The following is a 23268-nucleotide window of genomic DNA, read 5'->3' on the forward strand; positions in this document are numbered from 1 at the left end:
GGGGCCCGCAAGGGCCCCGTTTCGTTTGCGTCGACCCTTAGGCGGCGACGCGCTTGAGGAACTGGTCGACGGTCGAATCGAGCCGCATCGCCTGGGCCGAGACCTCGCCTGCGGCGTCACGAACCTGCTCGGCCGAACGACCGGTCTCCTCGACGCTGTCGGCCAGCACGCTCAGGTCACTGGAGACCGAGAGCGCCGAAGTGCTCGCCATGGCAACGCCGCTCGCGATCTCTCCGGTGGCGATCGCCTGCTGCTCGATCGAAGTCGCAACCGAATTGGCGAAGTTCTCGATCGCCCCCATGCGGCTGGCGATGTTCTGGATCGCGTCGACGACCTCGGTCGTCGCTCCCTGGATGGCGCCGACCTGGCTGACGATCCGGTCGGTGGCATCTGCGGTCTGCGAGGCAAGGCTCTTCACCTCGGCCGCGACGACGGCGAAACCGCGCCCGGCTTCGCCGGCACGCGCCGCCTCGATCGTGGCGTTGAGCGCCAGCAGGTTGGTCTGCGCGGCGATGTCGCGAATGAGGTTGACGACCTCGCCGATGGCACGCGCCGTCTCGTCCAGCGCCTGGACCGAGCCTGCCGTGTCGCGGGAAGCCGAGGCGGCCTCGACGATTTCGGTGCGGACGCGGCGGATCTGGAATTCGACCTCCCGGATCGCGGCGCCCATCTCCTCGGCGGCCTGGGCCGCGTTCTCGACATTGGCCGAGGCGCCGTGAGAGTTCTGGGCGGCACGGGCGGCGCGCTCCGACGACTCGGCCGCGACGCGTGCCAGACCGTCGGATGCCTCACCCATCCGGTCGGCATTGCTCTTGAAGGCTTCGAGGGCGACGCCGACCTCACCGCGGAACAGCGCGATCGCCTCCTCGGTATGCTTCTGCTCACGGCTGCGCTGCGCCTCCGTCGTCAACTGTTGTTCCTGCAAGCTCGCCCGCTCGGCCAGGCGCAGCTTGAGCACGCCGAGCGCCCGTGCGATCGCACCGATCTCGTCCTGCCGACCAACGGCGTCGATCGGCGTGTCTAGCTTGCCGTCGGAAATATTGACGATGGCGCGGGTCATGCTCTTGAGCGGACGCATGGTGCGGGACAGCGAAATCCAGAGCAGCGGGCCGAGGACCACGAGCAGGGCGATGCCGATCCCGATCGTCAGGAACTGCTCCCAGGCCGAACGCGCGATGAGCCGGGTCTTGTCGAAGCGCAGCGCGACATAGCCGATCTGCTTCTGGAATCCGCCGACCTTCACCGTGAGCAGTTGCGTCACATAGGTCTTGTCCTCGAGCCGCAATGTATTCTGCTCGCCAAGGACCTCCCAGGCTTCGCGCCCCATCGACTTGGCGAGCCTGTTCGGTGTGAACGAGAGCCGTGCGTCATCGTTGCGGCCAGCCGAGGCGAGGGCGACGAGATCATCGGCAACGAAGCCGGCGTCGAAGTCGGGATCGCGCTTCAGCGACTCAAGAATGTAGCTCAAGGTGATGGTGTCGCGCGCCAGGATCATAGGCGGCGAGGCATGCGCGATCATCGCCGTCAGCGACATCATCTTCTGCTCGAGATCGCCGCGTGTCTTGGTTTCGTTATAACGGGCGGCCGCGATGACGACGAAGACGATGGCGACAGCGACGATGGCGACCGCCGCGCCGGCGATCTGGCTGCTGAGCGAACGCATCACCGTCTCGACCTGACCGATCTGCGGCACAGCCACCTGCGATCGCCGCGACCGCGACTGTAACCAGGTCATCACGCTCATATCCTGCGAACTCCAGACCCGACGCTTCCCGGACAGGTCGGGGTCGGCAGCGACACGATGCTCGATCAGGGTAAATTTTCGATTGCGTACGGGGCGCAGCCTGCACGCCAGGTCGACAGGGCGGCCGGCTCTAGGCCAGCGCCTCGAAGCGACCGATTCGCAGCCCCTGGGGCGGCTCGAAGGTCATGAGCGCCGCATGCTCCAGAGGCCGCGTCGCGACGACCGGGTCGAGTGCGACGAGTTCATCGTCGATATGGCCAGGATGGCACATCACCAGATGCGCCGGACCGGGGTTGACGAGGAAGGCCGTCAGGTCGGCGGCGAAGTCGCGCCGGGGATCGAAGGGCGAGAAGCCCGAGAAACCGCGATTGGTCGGGATGCCGCGGCGGGCTGCGGCCTGGCGCAGGCCGGTGGCGAGCCCGGCGACGGTCAGCGCCTTGCCAATGGCGACGCCCCGCGCGCGAATCGCTGCGATCGAATCGGACGGATCGCGCAGATGGACCGAGCCGGCGGGATAGCGCCGAGCAAGCGCATCGAGCACTGCCCGGCGGATGCCCGGCAGGACATGGACATGCTGGTGGCCATCGACGAAATCCGGCGCCCGGCCGAGATGCAGCTCGAAGGCGTCGAGTTGGCGGTCGATCTCACTGGCAATCTCGTTGCGCGCGGCGCCTGAGCGCAGCGCAAGGGGAGCGAGTTCACCGAGCCTCGGCAGATTGCCTGATGGCGCCACGGTCGGCATCGCCGCAAGCGGTGCCGCGCAGGTCAGGTTGAGGTGAAGTCCGAGATCAGCCTGCCCGGAGAATGCAGAAAGCTCGCCTGCCAGCCGCGGCCAGTGCGGCCGATTGGTCATCGCCCCCGTGGCCGAGAGCTTGCCGGCCGCAAACAATTCCAGGATCGAGCGGCTGACGCCTTCGGTCATGGCGAAATCGTCGGCGCAGAGCACGAAGCTGCGGGTCATGCCGGCTGTTACCCCCTATTCATCAGCGCTGGTATATGGAGCCTGTGGCTGGCCCCATGATGCCAGCCCTAGCCGAGCAATGAAGGCCCCGAAAGTCTTGTCCGCGATCGCGCCCACTTCTGTCTCCGCCGGAACAGCATCGCCCGCCCCGCGGCCGGAGCTCTCGATCGTCGTGCCGGTCTACAACGAGGCAACCAATCTCGCGCCGCTGATCGCCCGGCTCGAACCGATACTCGACGCCCAGGTCGCCTCCTGGGAGATCGTCTGCGTCGATGACGGCAGCCGCGACGGGACGCTCGCTGCACTTCGCGCCCTGCATGCGCAGGACAGCCGCATCAACGCCATCTCCTTCAGCCGCAATTTCGGCAAGGAGGTCGCGATCGCCGCGGGGCTCGACCATGCCAATGGCGAGGCCGTGGTGATCATGGACGCCGATCTGCAGCACCCGCCGGAGGTGATCCCCGCCTTCTTGGCCAAATGGCGCGAGGGTTTCCTCAACGTCTATGGCCAGCGCACCGACCGCGAAGGCGAAGGCCGGCTCAAGCGCAATTTCGCCAAGGCGTTCTACAAGCTCTTCGCCAGCTTCGGCGAGACCGAATTGCCTGAGGGCGCCGGCGATTTCCGCCTGCTCGACCGGCGCGTGGTCGAGGCGCTGCGCGCCCTGCCCGAGCGGGCGCGCTTCTCGAAGGGTCTGTATGCCTGGGTCGGTTTCCCGGCGACCGGCGTGCCCTTCGAGGTCGCCGACCGCGCTCATGGCGAGAGCAAGTTCCGCTTCCGCAAGCTGTTCAGCTTCGCCTTCGATGGAATCTCCTCGTTCTCGACCGTGCCGCTCAAGATCGCGACCTGGCTCGGCGTGCTGATCGCGATCGTGGCGACCCTGACCGGTCTGTATTTCATGGTCCGGACGCTGCTTTTCGGCACCGACCTGCCCGGCTTCCCCTCGCTGATCGTCTCGATCATGTTCTTCTCCGGCATCCAGCTGATCTCGCTCGGGATGATCGGCGAATATGTCGGGCGCATCTTCGCCGAGGTGAAGCGCCGGCCGCTCTATCTGGTCGGCGAGCGCATCGGCTTTACCAAGCGCGATGGCGCGCCACTCCGGGGCGATGTGCTGCCGCCCGGGATCGGGTAACCCCCGTCATTGCGAGCGAAGCGAAGCAATCTAGGGGGACGGAGCTCTGCCGCTCCTGGATTGCTTCGTTTCGCTCGCAATGACGGGGATGGCGCGGGCTCGCGCGCTGGACCATCTCGCGCGACGCAGCTATGCGGCTAAGCTCAGTCCGGCCTGCCGACCTCGGCGGCCCCGAGTGGCGCGATGCTGAGAAAGATCCTCTCCGTCAGCGGCTTCACGCTGCTCTCGCGGCTGTCCGGCTTCCTCCGCGACATCGTGCTGGCGGCTGCGCTCGGCGCCAGCGGGATGATGGACGCCTTCTCGGTCGCCTTGCGCCTGCCCAATCATTTCCGCGCCGTCTTCGGCGAAGGCGCCTTCAACCAAGCCTATATCCCGGCCTATAGCCGCATCCGCGAGCAGTCGGGCGAAGCGGCCGCGGCGCAGTTCTCCGACCGCGTCTTTTCGCTGAACCTCGTCGTCCAGCTCGTCTTGCTGGGGCTCGCCTTGCCGTTCATGCCGGAGCTGGTGCGGCTGCTCGCGCCAGGCTTCGTCAACGACCCCGCCCGCTTCGATCTCGCGGTCACGCTGACCCGGATCACCTTCCCCTATCTGCTCTTCGTCACGCTGGTGACGCTGCTCTCGGCCAATCTCAACGCCGTCGACCGCTTCGCGGCGGCAGCGGCGGCGCCGATCCTGCTGAATGTTTGCCTGATCGGGGCGCTCTTCACCGCCTTCCTGTTTCCGAGCGCCGCCCATGCCGCCGCCTGGGGCGTCGCTGTCGCCGGCGTGCTCGAATGGCTGCTGCTCTGGGTCTCGGCGCGGCGGGTGGGCGTCTCGGCGGCGCTGACACGGCCTCGCCTCGACGGCGAGGTCAAAGGCTTCCTCAAGGCCTTCGGTCCCGCCGTGATCGGCTCGGCCGGGGTGCAGATCGCGCTCTTCGCCGACACGATCATCGCCTCGCTCCTGCCGGCGGGCGCCTATTCGGCGCTGTATTATGCCGAGCGCCTCTACCAGCTGCCGCTCGGCGTGATCGCAATCGGCGTCGGCACCGTGCTGCTGCCAACGATGAGCCGCGCCATCGCCACCGGCAACGAGGCCAGGGCGGAAGCTGCGCAGAACCGGGCGATCGCGCTGACCCTGGTCGCAGCGGCGCCTTTCGCCGCCGCCTTCCTGGCCTTCCCGGAACTGATCGTCGGGGCACTATTCGAACGCGGCCGCTTCGACGAGGCGGCGACGCAGGCCGCGGGTGCCGTGCTCTTCGCCTATGCGATCGGCCTGCCGGCGACCCTGCTGATCCGCGCCCAGGTGTCGAGCTTCCAGGCGCGCGGCGACACGATGACGCCGATGCTGGTCTCGCTCGCCGCCATCGCCGCCAATGTCGGGCTGAAGCTGCTGCTGTGGCGCAGCCATGGCGCACCGGGCCTAGCCTTCGCCACCGCAGTCGGCGCCTGGATCAATCTCGGCGCGCTCTATCTGCTGGCGCTGAAACGCGGTTGGACCAATCCTGATCGCGGCCTGTCTTTGCTGATCCTGATCGTCGGCGTCGCCGCGGGTTTCGCCGCACTGGTCGCCCGGCTATTGGCCGAGCCGCTCTACGGCATGCTCATCGCTTTCCCTTACGAACCACGGCTGATCGCGCTCGCCATACTGAGCTTCGCCGCTGCCTGCATCTACGGTGCAGTCGCGCTCGGAGGGCTGAGATCGGCCGGGCTCTGGCGACTGCTGCGATAGCTCAACCCACGATCAGTTTCGCGCCCGCCTTCAGCTGGCCGGCAGCCTCATCCACCATGCGCGCAACGATCTCGCCGGCCGAGGGGATGTCCGAGATCAGGCCCGCGGCCTCGCCGAACACGACCGCCGCCTTGTCGGGATCGCCGGCCATGAAGGCCTCGCGATAGGCCGGCGCCTCCTCCTCGATCGCGGCGCGCAGCTCGACGTCGCGACCGCGCCACTTCGCAATAAAGGCATTGTCGCTGACGCGGATATCGAAGGGCCGCGGCCAGTCGAGTCGGCGGGCGATGTCGGGAAGCGGCGAACGCACCGTCTGATCACCGGTCGCCGCAACGGCCACGGCATGATGGTTCGGATGGACCAGCGCCTCGCGGCTCGCCCAGAAGCGGGTGCCGACCAGCACGCCATCGGCGCCGAGCATCAGCGCCGCGGCAAGTCCGCGCCCGTCGGCGATGCCACCGGCAGCGAGCAGCAGGGTGTCCGGGCTTTCACGAGTCAGCAGATCGGCAACCTCCGGCACGAGCGGAAGCGTGCCGCGATTGTGACCATGCCCGCCGGCCTCGGCGCCCTGCGCGACGATGATCTTGGCGCCCGCTTCCAGCGCCGCCCGAACGTGATCGAGGTTCTGGCACTGGCAGATCAGCGGCACGTCCGCCGCAGCGATCTCGGCCGCGAAAGGCTCGGGATCGCCGAAGGAGAGCATCAGTGCCGCCGGCCGGTGCGCCAGCACCTCACCCAGCAGATGCGGCTGCTTCGCCAGCGACCAGGTGATGAAGCCGCAGCCGGTGCGGGTATTGCCGGCGGCGGCATATTGCGTGCGCAACCAGTCGCCATCGCCATAACCGCCGCCGATCAGGCCAAGGCCTCCGGCTCGCGTCACGGCGGCGGCAAGCGCTCCGCCGCCCGCCAGAGCCATCGGCGCCGACAGGATCGGATGCTCGATCCCGAGGCGCTCGGTGAGGCGGGTGGTGAGGCGGGCCATTGCTGGCTTCAGGCGCTCTTGCTGTGGGCGAAGTCCATGTAGAGCTCGCGCGCCTTGCGGAACATCGGACCGGGTTGCAGCTCGCGATCGTCGATCTTGTAGATCGGCATGACCTTGGAATAGTTGCCGGAGGAGAATATCTCGTCGGCCTGCTCGAAATCGGCATAGCCCAGCGTCGTCTCCTCGACCGGCACGCCGGCGCCACGCAGCAGGCCGATGGTACGCTGGCGGGTGATGCCATTGAGGAAGGTGCCGTTGACGACCGGCGTCTTCACCACGCCGTCCTTGGCGAGAAAAATGTTGGAGGTGCCGGTCTCGGCGACATTGCCGAGCATGTCGAGGACGAGAGCATTGTCGAAGCCCCTGGCCTTCGCCTCGCGCAGAATGCGGGCATTGTTGGGATAGAGGCAGCCGGCCTTGGCGTCGGTCGGCGCGTTCTCCAGGGTCGGGCGGCGATAGGCGCCCTTGGTCACCGAGAAGCCCTTGCCGGGATCGCCCATCGGCGCCTCGAACAGGCAGAGCGCGAACTGGGTCGATTCGGGATCGCCGATGATGGTGGACGGGCCGTCGGCCTCGGCCCAGTACATCGGCTTGATGTAGAGCGCGGTGCCGCTGCCGAATTTCTTCACGCCTTCGGCGGTCTTGGCGACGATCTCCTCGGCCGACACGGTCGCCTTGAGGCCAAGCGCCACGGCGGAGCGATTGACGCGCGCGGCGTGCCGGTCGAGATCGGGCGAGACGCCGTCGAAATAGCGGGAGCCGTCGAAGACACAGGAGGCCTGCCAGGCGGCGTGGGTACGCGGCCCCATGATGCCGGGGTTACCCTCGCGCCACTCACCGTCGAACCAGGTCCATGTCTGCGAATACCAGGCCATCATGCGCTCCGATCGGTCAGCTAAAAAGCGAGAGCCGGCACCGTCCGCCGCAGGCAAGGCCGCGTCAACATGCCGGCGAGTGTTTGATGTGATGGATGCGATCGTAGCCGGTGATGGATCGCCGCGGCAGGCGCCATCGCGTCTGAGCGTCAGAAGCCGGCGGCACGCATCAGCGAGACCACGCCCATGCCGACGAGCAGTGCGAGCAATTCGCTGCGCCGGATGGCCATGCTGGCGATTGCGGCCAAGAGAGCAAGGCCGGCGGCGAGGCCGAGGCGCTCGATCAGCGGCAGCACGGTCGCGACCACGATCGAACCCGGCAAGGCCGCGAGCCCGCGCCTGACCCGTGGCGTCAGCGGAACGAAGCCCATCAGCACGACGCCGGAGATGCGGCAGAGATAGGTCGCCAGCGCCATGGCAAGGATGGCGAGATAGGGGCCCCAGCTTCCGGGTTCAGGCAGGGTCATCGAGGAAAGCTCCTGCCACGGCGCCGGACAGCGCCCCCACGATGATGAAGGCGTAGCCGTCGACGAGACGCGCGGTGACCAGTGCGACGATGCCGGCGACGATCCAGGGCAGCGCCCCGCGCTTGCCGCGCCAGAGCGGCACGATCATCGCCGCAAAGAAGATCGGCATGACCAAGTCGATGCCGTATTGGCGCGGATCGGAAACCAGCGCACCGAGCAGATAGCCCGGCACGGTCGCCGCCACCCAGACGAGCCAGAGCGCGAGACCTGCGCCGATCAGCACGCCGAGATCCCGCCCGCCTTCGCCATGGTAGCGCGTGCCGATCAGCCAGTTGGCGTCGGTGAAGAAGAAGAGGTGCGCCGCATTGACCAATTTGGAATGGCGCGCGAACCAGGGCTGGAGCGAAGCGCCCTGCAGCACCATGCGCGCATTCACCGTCGCGGTGACGACGGCAAGGCCAGCGATCGCTCCCCAGCTCCACTCCGGCCGCCAGAGCTCCATGGCGACCAGCTGGGAGACGCCAGCATAGACCAGCGCGCTCATCAGCACGGCCTCGAACAGGCTGAGGCCCTTGGCCGAGGCGGCAGCGCCGAAGGCCACCGAGAAGACGACGATGCCCGGCATCAGCACGGCGACACGGCGGATCCCGAGCCGCATACCGGCGAGGGTGAGCTGGGCCGCTGTCGGCGGCTCGGATCTGGTTTCGGAAGGCATGTATCCTCGAACCGGTTTCACCCGCCCACGTCAACGCCTTGCAAGCTCCGGGCCTCCATGAACGCGGCGCAGGGCGGGCCGGGCCGTCTCCTTCCGCGGCAGAGCGCAGTGCACTAGAACCGCGGCATGCTCTGGCTCTCCTCCGCCGACGATACTGCCCCTGCCCTGCCAGCCGTCTGGCTGATCGCAACGCAGGCGCAGCCCGCAAACCTGCCGGAGCGCTCGGCCTTGCGACGCTCGCTCGCCCTCAAGGTGCTGGCCCGTCAGTTCGGTCTAGCGGAAGATGCTGTCGAGATCGGGCATGAGCCGGCGGGCCGGCCGCTGATCGTCGCCCCGCACGGTACCGGGCTGCACCTGTCGCTTGCGACGCGCGCGGGCCTCGTCGCGATCGCGCTGGCGCATCGGCCGGTCGGTGTCGATGTCGAGCAGGTTGCGCTCGCAAGCCAACCTCCGCTCGCAATGCTTCATCCCGACGAGCGGCGCTGGCTGGAGAGCCTGCCCGCCCCTGCCCGGCCTTTGGCCTTCGCCCAGCTCTGGAGCGCCAAGGAGGCCTATGTGAAAGCGCTCGGCACCGGCTTCGCACGGGCGCCGGAGAGCTTCGTCGTCCAGCTCGACGGCGCCGAACGCTTCACTGTCAGCGACGAGCAGGACGGCCGCCACGCCAGCGGCTTCATCCAGCTCACGAAAAACGGCGGCCATGAAACCATGGCCGCCGCGTTCATCACGCTCGATTGAGCGGACCTCAGCCCGGCTGATCGACCGCCTTCTTCTTCAGGAGATAGCCAACGACGCAGACGAGGGCCGCTCCGATCATCGCCGCCATGTAGTGCGGCAGGCTGGCGGGTGCGAGACCGACCGGATTGATATCCGTCGGGACTGTGAGCACCCAGTTCGGCATCACCGCCATCAGCGAGCGCAACACGACGGCGTCACCGAGGATCATCTCAGCCGCGATCCAGCCGAGCAAGGCCGCCCCGAGCCAGACCAGGATCGGGTAACGCTCGATGATCGAGGTCAACAGTTGCGCGCCCATGATGATCAGCGGGATCGAGAGCAACAGGCCGAAGATGAAGAGCTCGGGATGGCCTTTGGCCGCGCCGGCGATGGCGATGACGTTGTCGAGGCTCATCACCGCATCGGCGATGGCGATGGTGCGGACCGCCTTCCACAGATTGTCAGAAGCCTCGATCTCGTTATGCGCCTCTTCCTCACCCTTGGCGAGCTTGATCGCGATCCAGAACAGCAGGATGCCGCCGATCACCTTCAGATAAGGCACGGCGAGCAGGTAGGTGACGACCAGCGCGAAGATGATGCGCAAGCCAACCGCCGCGCCGGCGCCGAGCCAGATGCCGAGGTTGCGCCGGTTCTCCGGCAGCGAGCGGCAGGCGAGCGCGATGACCACCGCATTGTCACCGGAAAGCAGCAGGTCGATCCAGATGATCTGCAGCAGCGACAGCCAGAATGTCGACGATGAGAAGTCCATGATCTCGGTCATTCCCTCATGATCCGGGCCGTGCGACCCCGTTTGGCCCGATCGGGCGGTTTAGGCAAGCGTCGGACGCCGAGAAATCGCGCCCGGCGCCGCAAAGACGTCCACGGCTCAACCCAGCGCCTGCTCGATCGCCTTGCCGGCGGCTTCGGTCTTTAGGCTGCCGCCGAGGTCGCGCGTGCGAGTGCGGGCGTCGCCGAGCGCGCGCTCGATCGCCGCCTCGATCGCCTTGGCCGCCTCGTGCTCGCCGAGATGGTCGAGCATCATCGCTCCCGACCAGATCTGACCGACGGGATTGGCGATGCCCTGCCCGGCGATATCCGGCGCCGAGCCGTGCACCGGCTCGAATAGCGAGGGATGATCGCCAGTCGGGTTGATGTTGCCGGACGGTGCGATGCCGATCGTGCCGGTGCAGGCCGGGCCGAGATCGGAGAGGATGTCGCCGAACAGGTTGGAGGCGACGACCACGTCGAAACGGTCGGGATTGAGCACAAAATGCGCGGTCAGGATGTCGATATGGTACTGGTCGACCGCGACGTCGGGATAGCTCTTGGCCATCTCCTTCACCCGCTCGTCCCAGTACGGCATGGTGATCGAGATGCCGTTCGACTTGGTCGCGGAGGTCAGCTTCTTGCGTGGCCGGCGCTGGGCCAGTTCGAAGGCGTATTTCAGCACCCGGTCGACGCCGACGCGGCTCATGATCGTCTCCTGGATGACGATCTCGCGCTCGGTGCCGGCATACATGCGCCCGCCGACCGAGGAGTACTCGCCCTCGGTGTTCTCGCGCACGACGAAGAAGTCGATGTCGCCCGGCTTGCGGCCGACGAGCGGCCCGGGCACGCCCGGCATCAGCCGCACGGGGCGCAGGTTGACGTACTGGTCGAACTCGCGCCGGAACAGCAGCAGCGAGCCCCAGAGCGAGATATGGTCCGGCACCTGGGCCGGCATGCCGACAGCGCCGAAATAGATCGCGTCATGGCCGCCGATCTTCTCCTTCCAATCGTCCGGGAGCATCTTGCCGTGCTTGGCGTAGTAGTCGCAGGAGGAGAAATCGAACTCGTCGAGCTGGAGTTCGAAGCCGTATTTCTTCGAAGCCGCCTCGAGCACGCGCAGGCCCTCGGGCATGACCTCCTTGCCGATGCCGTCACCGGCAATGGCAGCGATGCGGTAGACGCGGTTGGTGCGGCTCATGTGTCTTCTCCGAAGAAGGCCGAGAATTCGGCGGCGACGAGATCGGGGATCTCCTCCGCCAGATAATGCCCGCCCGGCAGGGCCCGGCCTTGGACGTTTTCCGCGCGCTCGCGCCAGAGCCCGAGCACATCGAAGCATTTTCCGACAGCACCGCGCTCGCCCCACAGCGCCAGCATCGGGCATTCGACCTTCCTGCCGCCATCGGCGTCGTCATGGACGATGTCGATCGTCGCCGCGGCGCGATAGTCCTCGCAGCTCGCATGGATCATTTCGGGATCGCGAAAACAGCGAAGATACTCGCCCAGCGCCGCAGGCTCGAACAGCCGCATGTCCGATGCGCGCCGGCTCGTCCAGTAGAACTCCGGATCGGCGCCGATCATGCGCTCCGGCATCGGTGCCGGCTGGATCAGGAAGAACCAGTGCCAATAGGCGCGGGCGAAGGCATCGGTGGTGTGGCGATACATCTCGCGCGTCGGCGCAATGTCGAGGGTCGCCAGCTTCAACACCCGCTCGCCATGGTCCAGCGCCAGTCGATGCGCGACGCGGGCGCCGCGATCATGCGAGCCGACGCAGAAGCGGTCATGACCGAGCGCGCTCATGACCTCGGCCATGTCCTGCGCCATGGCGCGCTTCGCATAAGGCGCGTGATCGGCCGCGCTCGGCGGCTTCTCGGAATCGCCGTAGCCGCGCAGGTCCGGGCAGATCAGGGTGAAGCGCTGCGCCAGCCGCGGAGCGATGCGCCGCCACATGATATGCGTCTGCGGATAGCCGTGGAGCAGGAGCAGCGGCGGCCCCTCCCCGCCGGTGCGAACGCGAATGCGCGCACCCGTCGTCGCGACGTCGAGCAGGCGGAAGCCCGAAAACAGATCGTCCGCGACAGGGAGCTCGGTCAGCGACATCAGGCCTCTCGGGTTGCAACAATCAAAGCCGATACCCGGATTTTCACCCGATTTCGTGCGCCGATTATTTCATAATCCTGGTCAATAACGGCGGGCAGTGGGTAAGCGCGGAAACCCCTCTCCCGTATGGGAGAGGGGTAGGGGTGAGGGACCGCCGTTGATTATTGGAACGCGACAGGACCGCTGCGTCTTCTGCGGTTAGGGCAGGCCCTCATCCCTGCCCTTCTCCCATACGGGAGAAGGGTTCCCCGCGCCCCTCAGTTTCTGCGCGACATCCTTATCCCCGCAGCACAGCCCCATAGCGCTTGGCCATCTCCGCGACGATCTTGCCGGCCACGGCCTCGATCTCGGTGTCGGTCAGCGTCTTCTGCGTCGGCTGCAGCGTCACCGCCAGCGCCACCGACTTCTTGCCGGCTTCGACGCCCGCGCCCTCGTATAGATCGAAGACGCTCGTCTCGGAGACCAGCGCCCGGTCGGCGTTCTGGGCGCTCCTGGCCATGTCGCCGGCCGCGACCGCCTTGTCGACGATGAAGGCGAAGTCGCGCGTCACCGGCTGGAAATCGGAGAGTACGAGCTTCGGCTTGACCTTGGTCGGCTTGTACTTCGGCAGCGGCAGCGCATCGAGATGGATCTCGAAGGCGACCAGCGGCCCCTTGACGTCGAGTTCCTTGAGCACGCGCGGATGAACCTCGCCGAAGGCGCCGATCACGCCCTTGGGACCGAACTGCAAGGTGGCCGAGCGGCCGGGATGGGCCCAGGCCGGACCGCCGGCAACGATCTGCAGACCGCCGACCGGTACACCGAGCCCGGAGAGCAGGCCGAACACGTCAGCCTTGGCGTCGAAGGCGTCGACCGGCTTGGCCGCGCCGTCCCAATGGCGGCCGGCGCCCTCGAGCCTGGCCGTGCCGCGGCGCAGGCCCGCGGCGGCGATGAGCTGGCCTTCCGGCTCGTCGCTCTGGAAGATCTGGCCGACCTCGAACAAGGCGACGTCACCGAAGCCGCGATCGGCATTGGCCTGCGCCGAGCGGATCAACCCCGGCAGCAGCGAGGGTCGCATGTCGGAGAGATCGGCCGCGATCGGATTGGCGAGCACGAGCTTGCGCGAGCCGCCGCCGAAGAGCTTGGCCTGATCATGCGAGATGAAGGACCAGGTCACGGCCTCGACCAGGCCGCGGCTGGCGAGCAGGCGCTTGGCCAGGCGCGTGCGCTTCTGCAGCACGGTCAGAACCGGCTTGATCACCTCGCCCTTGATACGCGGCAGCGGCGCCGGATCGACGCGGTCGATGCCGGCGATGCGCAGGATCTCCTCGACGAGATCGGCCTTGCCCTCGACATCGGCGCGCCAGGACGGCGGCGCGACCTTGACGCGCTCGCCAGCGCCCGAGACGTGGAAGCCGAGGGAAGTCAGCGCCAGCTTCATCTCGACTTGAGGCAGGTCGAGCCCGGTCAGGCGCTTGACCTCGGACCAGGGGAAATCGATGGCACGCGGGCTCTCCGGCAAATCGCCGGCGAAGACGACCTCGGACGGCTCACCGCCGCAGAGCGTCATGATCATCTGCGTCGCCATGTCGAGGCCGGGCCGAGTGAAGTCCGGGTCGATGCCGCGCTCGTTGCGATAGCGCGCGTCGGAGTTGATGCCGAGGGCGCGGCCGGTGCGGGCGATGTTGAGCGTGTTCCAGAGCGCACTCTCGACCAGCACATCGGTCGTCGTCTCGTCACAGCCGGAATGCTCGCCGCCCATCACGCCGGCGATCGATTCGACGCCGTTGTCGTCGGTGATGACGACCATGTCGGAGGTCAGCGCATAGGTCCTGCCGTCGAGCGCCAGCACCTCCTCGCCATCCTTGGCGCGGCGGACGACGAGATCGCCCTTGACCTTGGCCGCGTCGAAGACGTGAAGCGGCCGATTGCGGTCGAAGGTCATGAAGTTGGTGATGTCGACCAGCGCATTGATCGGGCGAAGGCCGATGGCGCGCAGCCGCGCCTGCAGCCACTCCGGCGACGGGCCGTTCTTGACGCCGCGCACCAGGCGCAGCGCGAAGACCTGGCAGAGATTGCGGTCCTCCTCGACGAAATCAAGCTTGAGATCGACTGGGCACGGGAAGGTGCCGCGCACCGGCTGGACCGGCGGCGTCTTGACCGTGCCGAGGCCGGCCGCGGCGAGGTCGCGGGCGATGCCGGACACGCCGAGCGCATCGGCCCGGTTCGGCGTCACCGCGATCTCGATCACGGCATCGTCGAGGCCGGCGTAAGTCGCGTAGGGCTGGCCGACCGGCGCATCCTCGGGCAGGTCGATGATGCCGTCATGATCCTCGGAGAGCTGCAGCTCGGCGGCCGAGCAGAGCATGCCGTTCGACTCGACGCCGCGGATCACGCCCTTGCCGAGCGTGATGTCCTTGCCGGGAATGTAGGTGCCGGGCGGTGAGAAGACGCTCTTCATGCCGGTGCGGGCATTGGGCGCGCCGCAGACGACCTGGACGGGCTCACCCGAGCCGGTGTCGACCATGCAGACGCGCAGGCGATCGGCGTTCGGGTGCTGCTTCGCCTCGATGACATAGGCGATGGTGAAGGCGGAGAGCGCCTTGGCCTTGTCCTCGACCGCCTCGACCTCGAGACCGATGCGGGTCAGCGCCTCGGTGATGGTGTCGAGCGAATCCGTGGTGTCGAGATGCTCTTTGAGCCAGGAGAGGGTGAACTTCATGATCTTCCGTCGCTACGCATGTTGGCTGTGGAGAGCGCCGGGGCCGCGTTCAGCTCGTCCTCGCCGTCCGTCTTGATCTTCATATCGTTGCCGCGCCAGCTCACCTCGCGGGCGACGAAGGCATAGGCCCAGATGCCGGGAAAGACGAGGTCGCGCACCAGATAGGCCGCAGGCGTGCGCCAGTTCAGGAACCAGCCGACGCCCTTCGCCAGCACCATCTCGCCGGCATACCAGACAGCGAGCACGGCGAGCACGGCCTGCCAGATCGCCAGCCCGAAAGCCGGAGCGGCGTAAGCGGCGAGCAGCGCCGGCACCAGCGGCCCGACCAGGATCTCCGGCGCGAAGAAGGGCAGGAAGGTGACGCGGCGCAGCCGCGCCCAGCGGAACTGGCGCTGGACGACGTCGCGCAGGTTGCGCGGCCCGAGTGGCTGCTCGAAGGGCTGCCCGACGAGATGGACATGCTTGCCGGCCCTGCGCACCAGCTTGGTCGCCGCCGCATCCTCGGCGATCTCGGCGGCGAGCGCGGCGATGCCGCCATTGGCGTCGAGGAAGGGCTTGTTCCAGAGCATCGACTTGCCCTGGGCGAAGCCGAAGCCGAGCGCCTCGCCAGCATATTGCCAGCGCGCCTGGAAAGTATTGAGGAAGGCGCACTCGACTTCGGCGCCGAAGCAGCCTGGCCGCGAGCCGGCGGGCGTCGAGCAGACGAGGCCGGTGTCCTCGCGCCAGGCGGCCATCAGCCGCTGGATATAGTCCTTGGGCATCAGCACATTGGAATCGGCGAGGACGACCCAGTCGTGGCGCGCCGCCTCCCAGCCCTTGACGCAGTTGTTGAGCTTGGGATTGGCGCTGACGGCGACGTCGCCGATGATCAGGCGCACGCGGTCCGGACCATAGGCCCCGATCAGCTCCTCGATCAGCGGCACGATCGGATCATGGCCGTCGGCGACGCAGAAGATCGTCTCGTACTGAGGATAATCGAGCTCGAGGCCGGAGGTCAGCGTCTCCCGGCTGAAGGTCTCGATGCCGCGCACCGGGCGCACGATCGTCACCGGCGGCGCGAGCTTCTGCAGGCGCGACGGCACTTGCCGACGGCGCAGGCGCACGAAGGCGACGCCCAAGCAAAGCAGATTGGCGGCAACCATCGTTGCCGCGATCAGGCCAGCCCATTGCGCCGCGTTCATGCGTCTCCCCTCATCGTGCGGTTACGAGGACAGCCCACCGGTCAGCGTCGGCAGGTCGAGCGGGCGGAAGCCGTAATGAGAGAGCCAGCGGATATCGGCCTCGAAGAACGGTCGCAGGTCCGCCATGCCGTATTTCAGCATGGCGATGCGGTCGATGCCCATGCCCCAGGCGAAGCCCTGATAGACGTCGGGATCGAGCCCGCAATTCTTCAGCACGTTCGGGTGGACCATGCCGCAGCCGAGTATCTCGAGCCAGTCGTCGCCCTCGCCGAAGCGGATTTCACCATCCTTGCGCGAGCACTGGATGTCGACCTCGGCCGACGGCTCGGTGAAGGGGAAGAAGGACGGCCGGAAGCGCATCTTGACGCCTTCGACCTCGAAGAACGCCTTGCAGAACTCCTCCAGCACCCATTTCATGTGACCGAAATGGGTCTTCTTGTCGATGACGAGGCCTTCGACCTGATGGAACATCGGCGTGTGGGTCTGGTCGGAATCCATGCGGTAGGTCCGACCGGGGCAGATCACCCGGATCGGCGGCTCCTGCGACAGCATGGTGCGCACCTGGACCGGCGAGGTGTGGGTGCGCAAGAGCTTGCGCTCGCCATTGGAATCCGGCGCGAAGAAGAAGGTGTCGTGCATCTCCCGGGCCGGGTGGCCGACCGGGAAGTTGAGCTTGGTGAAGTTGAGGTCGTCGGTCTCGACATCCGGCCCTTCGGCGACCGAGAAGCCCATGTCGCCGAAGATCGCGGTGATCTCGTCGATGACCTGGCTGATCGGGTGGATGCGCCCGCGCGCCTCCGGCCCCTCGCGCACCGGCAGCGAGATGTCGAGCCGCTCGGCCGCGAGCCTGACTTCGAGGGCAGCCTCGCCAAGTGCGTCCTTGCGGGCCGCGAGCGCCTGCTGGACGATGTCGCGCAGGCCGTTGATGCGCGGCCCCTGCTCCTTGCGCTCGTCCGGCGTCATCGTGCCGAGCGTCTTCAGCAGGCCCGAGACCGAGCCGGTCTTGCCGAGCGCTGCGATGCGCAGCTGCTCGAGCGCCGCCTCGTCGCTCGCCGCCTCGATCTCACCGACAAGTGAATCGCGAAGGGTGTCGATGTCGTTCATGCCTGCTCTGGTCCGTTTGCGAGGCATCTTCTATGGTGTCAGCGGCGGTGAGGCTAGGGGCAATCGTGCTGGCAAAGCATCGCGCAAGCGCGCAAATGCCAGTCGAATTCCGGGATCGCGTGCAAAGATGACAATCTTGTCTCAAGCCCTGCGACCAGCGGTCCTGTCCGCAGCTTTTGCAGCGCTCTTCGCCTTCACGGCGCCCGCATCCGCCCAGCAGAGCGGCCAGCGTGTCACCGTCACCGGCGAGATCAGCGACAGCTGGTGCACGATCAGCGGTTTGATGTTCGCCAAGGGCACGGCCCATCATCAATGCGCGATCTGGTGCGCCCTCGGCGGCATTCCAGTCGCGATCCGCGATGCCGGCGGCAATCTCTATCTGATCCTGAAGATCGGCGACGACGAGGACAGCGCCGGCAATCCGCGCGTGGCGAAACTGGCGACCCACGAGGTCACGGTCGATGGCGAACTGCTTGAGCGCGACGGCGTCAAGTACCTGCTGGTCGACCGCATCGCCGATGACAAGGGCGTCATCACGATGACGCATGAGGAACACGGCATCCAGCCGTTCGGGAATTGAGGCAATGCGGGCCATCGCAGCAGCACTTGGCGTCGCGGCTCAGCTGATCGCGGGAACCGCGCTCGCCGCCGAGCCCTGGAACATCCCGCATGAGAAGCAGGCGCTCCTGAAGGGCCGCGTCGTAGACGCGCTCTGCCAGCTCAAGGGCCGCTGCCTGCCGGATTGCGGCGGCGGCAGACGGCAGCTGGGACTCGCGCTCGCCGACGGAACCTTCAGGCTGGTCGCCAAGTCGAACACCGACTTCGCCGGCGCAACCAGCGACCTCGCCGGTTACTGCGGGCGCGAGATCGAGGCCGACGGCCTGCTGATCGAGAACCCGGCGGTGACCCTGTTCTTCGTGCAGCGCCTGCGGGAACGGCCCGACCAGGACTGGATCGCCGCCGAGCGCTTCAAGGCCGATTGGGAAGCCAGGAACGGCAAGGTGGAGGAATGGTGGCGCGGCGATCCGCAGGCCAACCGGATCATCGCCGAAGATGGGCCGTTCGGCATCAAGGGGCTCCAGCCCAAGCCGAAGCCGTGAGCGGCTGCCTCGCGCGCCGGAGCCTTCTCGCCGGCCTCATGGTGACGCTTGCCACGCGAGCCTTCGGCCATGACCACAACGCGCCACCCGTCTCCCCTCGCCCACGCGACCCGCTGGCGACGCAGTTCGGTGGCCCGTTCAGCCTGACCGATCATAGCGGCAAGCGCGTCACCGAGGCCGATTTCCGTGGCCGCTTCATGCTAATCTATTTCGGCTTCACCACCTGCGCCGAGACCTGCCCGATCGACCTGCCGATCATCGCGCAGGCGCTCGACGCGCTCGGGCCGTTGGCCGCGAAGATCGCTCCAATGTTCATCAGCGTCGATCCGGTCAACGACACCCCGGCCGTCATGGCCGCCTATGTCGCGAACTTCCATCCCCGGTTGATCGGGCTATCGGGCAGCGAGGCTGAGTTGGCAGCGGTCGCCAGAGCCTACAAGGTCCATCGCCGCAAGCTGACGCAAACGCATCACGGCCATGGCGAATACACCATCGACCACGGCTCGCTGACCTATCTGATGGGACCGGACGGCCGCTTCCTGACCCTGCTGCCCCATAACTCCGGCGCCGAACGCATGGCGGGCGTATTGCGGAAATACATCTCGTGACGTGATAGGCGTGGCGCATCGTTTCAGCGCAACCCGCCGCCCGCAGAGAAGCTCGCCTATGCCCGACAGCAGCGCCCAGAAGAACTCGCCCTCCTACCGGATCGCCGCGCTCGACCAGGACTTTCTCCTCGGGGATTCGACGCGCGGGGTGCGCTTCATGCTCGAATACCAGAAGGCCGAGGACAGCTTGCGGGCCCGCGGCATCCTCTCGACCATCGTCGTCTTCGGCTCGGCGCGGGTGCGCGAAGGCAATCCCTGGTATGAGGCGGCGCGGGAGTTCGGCCGGATCGCCTCGGAACGCGGCGGCGCGCTGAAGCCGGGCACCGAGGGGCGCCACCATGTCGTCGCCACCGGCGGCGGGCCGGGCATCATGGAGGCCGCCAACCGTGGCGCGTCCGAAGCCGGCGCGGTCTCGATCGGCTTCAACATCACCCTGCCGCATGAGCAGGAGCCGAACGCCTGGTCGACGCCGGACCTGACCTTCCGCTTCCACTATTTCGCGATGCGCAAGATGCATCTCGCCATGCGGGCGGCAGCGCTGGTGGTCTTCCCCGGCGGCTTCGGCACGCTCGACGAATTATTCGAGATCATAACGCTGGTGCAGACCGGCAAGATGCCGCCGGTGCCGATCGTGCTCTATGACAGCGCCTACTGGCAGGGGCTGATCAACCTCGAACGGATGGCCGAAGCGGGCTTCATCCGCCCGGAGGACCTGAAGCTGTTCTGCTATGCCGACAATCCGGAGGAAGCCTATCAGCGCATCGTCGACGGCGCCGGCGAGAGCTGGACGCCGAAGGCGGTCGATAAGGTGCAGACGTAACCGCCCGATTGCGCTCCACCCTTTCAGTCGTCCCGGGCGACCGCAGGGAGACCCGGGACCCATTCCGGAACGGTTCAGGAATGGATCCCGGATCGGCGCCGCTATCGCGGCTTGTCCGGGATGACCTCGTTCTCGTTGCGCCGCACTGCCAAACGAAAAAGGCCGGCGTTTCCGCCGGCCTTTCGTATTCCGATCAGGTCGGACCGCTCAGGCGGCCTTGGCTTCGGCGGCGAGCGCGCCCTTGACCGTCTCGACCACCGCAGCGAAGGCAGCTGCGTCGTCGATGGCGAGGGCCGACAGGGTCTTGCGGTCGAGCTCGAGGTTCGCCTTGATGAGGCCGCCGATGAAGACCGAATAGGTCAGGCCGTGCTCGCGCACCGCAGCGTTCAGGCGCTGGATCCAGAGCGCGCGGAAGGTGCGCTTCCGGTTCTTGCGGTCACGATAGGCATATTGCATCGACCGATCGACAGCCGCCTTGGCGGCGCGGATCGTGTTCTTGCGGCGGCCATAGAAACCCTTGGCGGCCTGGAAAGTCTTCTTGTGCTTGGCGTGGGACGTAACGCCCCGTTTCACGCGAGCCATGTTTAATCTCCGGAAAGGTTGTCAGGCGTTAGCCGTTGGGGAGGAAATACTTCTTCACGTTGGCAGCATCGCCCTCGAAAAGAACGTTCGTCCCACGGTGATTGCGGAGCTGCTTGTTGGTCCGCTTGATCATGCCGTGACGCTTGCCGGCCTGGGCATAGAGCACCTTGCCGGTTCCGGTGAGCTTGAACCGCTTCTTGGCGGCCGATTTGGTCTTCATCTTGGGCATTTCAGCTCCTCATAGGTCGCGAGCGCGCAAGGTGCGCCGCTTGAGTTTTGCTTTGGGAAGCAAAGTACGACCGCCACGGCAGCCCTTATCAGCCGGGCGATCGAAGGCGCGCGTATCGCAGAAAAGCCAGCCGGTGACAAGGGCCCGCGATCAGAGGACTACTCGGCCGCTTCGACGCGCGGTGCCGGCGCTCCCACAAGGTCGCGCCCCAACCGCTCGACATCGAGCAGCATCAGCATGCCGGCGCCGGCATTGCCGACGACCCCGATCGCCGGAACGTCGTCACGCGCCGTCAGGTCCTTCAACGGCCGGATGTCGTCCGAAGCCACGGCGGGAATGGCGCCCAACGCGTCGACCAGAAGGCCGAGCGCCCTGCCTTGCGAGCGCACGATGACGATCTGCTGGTCGTCGGAGGAACCCTCCGCGATTCCCAGACGGGCGCCGAGCCGCAGCACCGGCACCGGCACGCCCTGATGCAGCTTGTAGCCGGCGAAGGCGGCTCCGGCGCGCGTGGCGGCGGCGGGCTTCATGTCGAGCGCGTCGACGGCTGCCATCACCTCGCGAGCCGGGACGCCGAGCCAATGCGGGCCGATATGGAAGCTGGCGATCTCGGTCACCGGGCCGCGCTCGCCGCCGCGGCGCAGCAATCCCTCGGCACTGGTCGAGGGTAGCAGCGGCACCCCCGCCGCCTTTGTCGCGGCGGCACCCAGCGGCACGGCGCAAACGGCGACAATGTCGCAACGATAGCCGTCCCCGTTCTTGTATTCGCGGTATCCCTGCGAGAGGGCAGAGCCGATCGCATAGCTGCTTCCTTCGAAGACCGCGATCCGGGTCGAATCTCTCCCGGCGCCGACGCTGGCGAGGTCGAGGTCGAAGGGGCAGCTGGAGCCGGCTGGAAAACGCTCGTCGCTGGCGGCGATGATGTAGCCCGCCTCATCGATGAAAAGTGCGAAGGCGCCCGGCAGCGGTCGCCCGGCGGCATCACGCGGGAGACTGTCCTGCAGCATCGCCGCGAACTGAGGTGCTGCATCGAAGACGATGGCGACGCCTCCGAGCGGACGGCCGTTCCGACTTGGGACCGCAGCGGCATAGACATAGGTCGCCGCGTCGCCATAGAGCGCAGTCGGTTCGAAGGCCGATACGACGTAGTCCTGCGTCGTGCGCAGCGACAGCGCCCGCGTCACCCACTCGCCGCCGAGGACGCTGCCCACCAGATGTTCGTGCCCGGGCTGCGAGACGGCGATTACGCATCCATCCGCATCGAACAGGATCAAATTGCTGTAGACGGTGTAAAGCGCATTGATCGCTCCGAGCACCTCATGGCAGGCGCGGGCATTCTGCGGCGTCTTTCCGGCCAAGCCGGCGGCGAGGGTCGCATCCAGCGCCCACCAGCGGCAGTCGTTTGCGCGCTCGTAGAGATTGCGGTCCATGACGTCGATCGCGAAAGCGGCATGCGCCTGGCATTTCGCCAGGATCGCGGCGATCACCGTGCGATAGAGATCGCCGATCGACGCCTCGAAAACGGCCTGGGTCCTGCCGCCGGCATTCGAAACCTCCGACAGGAGCAACTTCGAGAAGTCGACATTGGCTTCGGTCGAGTCGGACAACCGGATCCAGCCATTCCAGACAGAGCGGTTGAGGTCGCGCTGAATCACGGCGGCCTTGCGCGAAACGGTGCGCAATTCGTCGGGCAACAGCGCGGAGCCGCCCGACATTGCATCGAGCAGACCTGGGTCGATCGTGCCGCCGCCCACATCCCCCGCCTGCTCGAATGCGATCTCGAGCGGCAGCAACCCGACACAGGTCCAGCCCGGACCGGGATATCCTTGATAGCCCGCAGCGGTGCAGGCCACGGCAAGATACTGGCGCCCACCAAACCGCAGCGGCTGCTCCGAGGCTCGCAGCGCTTGCGCCGGCAGCTTCACGCCAGCTGGCACCTGGATCGGGCAGGAGCTGGCGATCACCGAACCGTCAGGACCGACGCAGGCGAGCACCGTCCAGTCCTCCGGCGGGATCAGCTTGCGAAAGATGCCCTCCATCTCGTCGGCGAGCCGAAAGACGAGCAGGAGCACACCGAGCGGGCGCTGCCCCGGCCGCTCGACCCGCCATGCGTAGACCAGGCGCGCTTCGCCGGAAACCACGTCGAGCGGACCGAAATATTCAACATAGCCTCCCTCGCTCGCCAGCGCATCGGCGACGATCGAATGGCTGCTGCCTGCGGCTGCGTGCGGCTCCAGCCGCGCCTGAACAACGCCCTGCGCATCCAACAGGACGATGTCGGAATAGACCGAATACTTGGCGACGTATTCGCGGAAGCGCGCTTCCAGGGCGATGCGAGCAGCGGCGTCCTCGCCATCGTCCTCCAGCAGGGCACGAACATGCGCGTCCGCGCAGAGGAAGCCGATATCGGCCGTGCGCTCGAAGAGATTGCGGATCAGGATGTTGATGGCGTTCTGGGCCTTGGTCCTGAGGTCCGCCAGCGCCTTGCGATGCGTCTCGACCGCAAGGTGCCTGAGGAGAGTCATGCTGAGCTCGCCGAAGGCGGCGCGCGTTCCGGCCATCTCGGTGGCGTTGCCGGACAATTCGCCGAGCAGACTCAGCGTATCCCAGGAGGCCTGCAGTCGGCCGAGATCCTCGCGATAGGCGGTGATCGCATGCATATGCCTGACCAAACGCGCAAGCTGTGGACCCGCGGCCAAATCCTGGCTGCCCCCCATCGTCTGCTCCCGATCAGGCCTGGACGCATTCCCCGTCAGCGTCCGGCACAAGGCCGGACGC

The 23268-nt window shown here is 66.9% G+C and carries 22 protein-coding genes; 7 read left to right on the top strand and 15 right to left on the bottom strand.

What is annotated here, in order from left to right; translation table 11 throughout:
* Positions 1 to 37 precede the first annotated feature (37 nt).
* Complete coding sequence (locus ACSQ24_RS19310) at positions 38 to 1735, bottom strand: methyl-accepting chemotaxis protein (RefSeq protein ID WP_436096246.1); 1698 nt, start codon at positions 1733 to 1735, stop codon at positions 38 to 40.
* A gap of 139 nt (positions 1736 to 1874) precedes the next feature.
* Positions 1875 to 2705 carry a ChbG/HpnK family deacetylase gene (locus tag ACSQ24_RS19315; protein WP_436096247.1) on the bottom strand — a complete coding sequence of 277 codons (831 nt, stop codon included), beginning with the start codon at positions 2703 to 2705 and terminating at the stop codon, positions 1875 to 1877.
* Between the two features lie 97 nt (positions 2706 to 2802).
* Between ACSQ24_RS19315 and ACSQ24_RS19320 the strand changes: the two genes are divergently transcribed.
* Positions 2803 to 3837: a glycosyltransferase family 2 protein gene (locus tag ACSQ24_RS19320; protein WP_436096248.1), complete on the top strand. Its 1035-nt coding sequence runs from the start codon at positions 2803 to 2805 to the stop codon at positions 3835 to 3837.
* Between the two features lie 183 nt (positions 3838 to 4020).
* Positions 4021 to 5547, top strand: a complete 1527-nt coding sequence (gene murJ, locus ACSQ24_RS19325; RefSeq protein ID WP_436096249.1) for a murein biosynthesis integral membrane protein MurJ — start codon at positions 4021 to 4023, stop codon at positions 5545 to 5547.
* A 1-nt stretch (position 5548) separates the two neighbouring features.
* Here murJ and ACSQ24_RS19330 read toward each other — a convergent pair whose 3' ends face one another.
* The 4 genes from ACSQ24_RS19330 to ACSQ24_RS19345 all read right to left on the bottom strand — a co-directional run bounded on the left by ACSQ24_RS19330 (position 5549) and on the right by ACSQ24_RS19345 (position 8586).
* Entirely contained in the window at positions 5549 to 6529 is a 981-nt protein-coding gene (locus ACSQ24_RS19330; protein WP_436096250.1) for an NAD(P)H-dependent flavin oxidoreductase, read from the bottom strand.
* A gap of 8 nt (positions 6530 to 6537) precedes the next feature.
* Entirely contained in the window at positions 6538 to 7404 is an 867-nt protein-coding gene (locus ACSQ24_RS19335; protein ID WP_436096251.1) for a branched-chain amino acid aminotransferase, read from the bottom strand.
* A gap of 149 nt (positions 7405 to 7553) precedes the next feature.
* Positions 7554 to 7871, bottom strand: a complete 318-nt coding sequence (locus ACSQ24_RS19340; RefSeq protein WP_436096252.1) for an AzlD family protein — start codon at positions 7869 to 7871, stop codon at positions 7554 to 7556.
* Positions 7858 to 8586 (bottom strand): AzlC family ABC transporter permease, encoded by a 729-nt coding sequence (locus tag ACSQ24_RS19345; RefSeq protein WP_436096253.1) that lies wholly within the window; start codon positions 8584 to 8586, stop codon positions 7858 to 7860. Before ACSQ24_RS19345 ends, ACSQ24_RS19340 begins: the two co-directional genes overlap by 14 nt.
* A 126-nt stretch (positions 8587 to 8712) precedes the next feature.
* On the opposite strand from ACSQ24_RS19345, the gene ACSQ24_RS19350 reads away from it, so the two are divergent.
* Positions 8713 to 9321, top strand: coding sequence for a 4'-phosphopantetheinyl transferase family protein (locus ACSQ24_RS19350; protein ID WP_436096254.1), 609 nt, complete (start codon positions 8713 to 8715; stop codon positions 9319 to 9321).
* A gap of 7 nt (positions 9322 to 9328) precedes the next feature.
* On the opposite strand, the gene ACSQ24_RS19355 is transcribed toward ACSQ24_RS19350, so the two are convergent.
* The 6 genes from ACSQ24_RS19355 to pheS all read right to left on the bottom strand — a co-directional run bounded on the left by ACSQ24_RS19355 (position 9329) and on the right by pheS (position 17151).
* Positions 9329 to 10069: a TerC family protein gene (locus ACSQ24_RS19355; RefSeq protein ID WP_436097927.1), complete on the bottom strand. Its 741-nt coding sequence runs from the start codon at positions 10067 to 10069 to the stop codon at positions 9329 to 9331.
* Between the two features lie 117 nt (positions 10070 to 10186).
* Positions 10187 to 11266: a tartrate dehydrogenase gene (locus ACSQ24_RS19360; RefSeq protein WP_436096255.1), complete on the bottom strand. Its 1080-nt coding sequence runs from the start codon at positions 11264 to 11266 to the stop codon at positions 10187 to 10189.
* A complete protein-coding gene (locus tag ACSQ24_RS19365; RefSeq protein ID WP_436096256.1) occupies positions 11263 to 12165 on the bottom strand; it encodes an alpha/beta fold hydrolase in 903 nt (300 codons plus the stop codon). Before ACSQ24_RS19365 ends, ACSQ24_RS19360 begins: the two co-directional genes overlap by 4 nt.
* A 277-nt stretch (positions 12166 to 12442) precedes the next feature.
* Positions 12443 to 14866, bottom strand: coding sequence for a phenylalanine--tRNA ligase subunit beta (gene pheT, locus ACSQ24_RS19370; protein WP_436096257.1), 2424 nt, complete (start codon positions 14864 to 14866; stop codon positions 12443 to 12445).
* The gene (locus ACSQ24_RS19375) at positions 14863 to 16047 is read right to left on the bottom strand and encodes a glycosyltransferase (protein ID WP_436096258.1); all 1185 of its coding nucleotides are present in this window, start codon (positions 16045 to 16047) and stop codon (positions 14863 to 14865) included. Before ACSQ24_RS19375 ends, pheT begins: the two co-directional genes overlap by 4 nt.
* 21 nt (positions 16048 to 16068) lie before the next feature.
* Entirely contained in the window at positions 16069 to 17151 is a 1083-nt protein-coding gene (gene pheS / locus ACSQ24_RS19380; protein WP_436096259.1) for a phenylalanine--tRNA ligase subunit alpha, read from the bottom strand.
* Positions 17152 to 17278: 127 nt separating this feature from the next.
* Here pheS and ACSQ24_RS19385 point away from each other — a divergent pair, with 127 nt between their 5' ends.
* The 4 genes from ACSQ24_RS19385 to ACSQ24_RS19400 are packed head-to-tail and all read left to right on the top strand — an operon-like array spanning position 17279 to position 19679.
* A complete protein-coding gene (locus ACSQ24_RS19385; RefSeq protein WP_436096260.1) occupies positions 17279 to 17731 on the top strand; it encodes a hypothetical protein in 453 nt (150 codons plus the stop codon).
* 4 nt (positions 17732 to 17735) lie between these two features.
* Positions 17736 to 18251: a hypothetical protein gene (locus ACSQ24_RS19390; RefSeq protein ID WP_436096261.1), complete on the top strand. Its 516-nt coding sequence runs from the start codon at positions 17736 to 17738 to the stop codon at positions 18249 to 18251.
* Positions 18248 to 18859, top strand: coding sequence for an SCO family protein (locus tag ACSQ24_RS19395; protein ID WP_436096262.1), 612 nt, complete (start codon positions 18248 to 18250; stop codon positions 18857 to 18859). The genes ACSQ24_RS19390 and ACSQ24_RS19395 overlap by 4 nt, the downstream gene beginning before the upstream one ends.
* A 58-nt stretch (positions 18860 to 18917) precedes the next feature.
* Entirely contained in the window at positions 18918 to 19679 is a 762-nt protein-coding gene (locus ACSQ24_RS19400; RefSeq protein ID WP_436096263.1) for a TIGR00730 family Rossman fold protein, read from the top strand.
* A gap of 207 nt (positions 19680 to 19886) precedes the next feature.
* Here ACSQ24_RS19400 and rplT read toward each other — a convergent pair whose 3' ends face one another.
* The 3 genes from rplT to ACSQ24_RS19415 all read right to left on the bottom strand — a co-directional run bounded on the left by rplT (position 19887) and on the right by ACSQ24_RS19415 (position 23150).
* Positions 19887 to 20261, bottom strand: coding sequence for a 50S ribosomal protein L20 (rplT, locus tag ACSQ24_RS19405; protein ID WP_436096264.1), 375 nt, complete (start codon positions 20259 to 20261; stop codon positions 19887 to 19889).
* 28 nt (positions 20262 to 20289) lie between these two features.
* Entirely contained in the window at positions 20290 to 20490 is a 201-nt protein-coding gene (gene rpmI / locus ACSQ24_RS19410; RefSeq protein WP_110488066.1) for a 50S ribosomal protein L35, read from the bottom strand.
* 158 nt (positions 20491 to 20648) lie between these two features.
* Positions 20649 to 23150, bottom strand: coding sequence for a chemotaxis protein CheW (locus tag ACSQ24_RS19415; protein ID WP_436096265.1), 2502 nt, complete (start codon positions 23148 to 23150; stop codon positions 20649 to 20651).
* Positions 23151 to 23268: the final 118 nt, after the last annotated feature.

It is taken from the genome of Allobosea sp. LjRoot237 (assembly GCF_964253285.1).
Classification (GTDB): domain Bacteria; phylum Pseudomonadota; class Alphaproteobacteria; order Rhizobiales; family Beijerinckiaceae; genus Allobosea.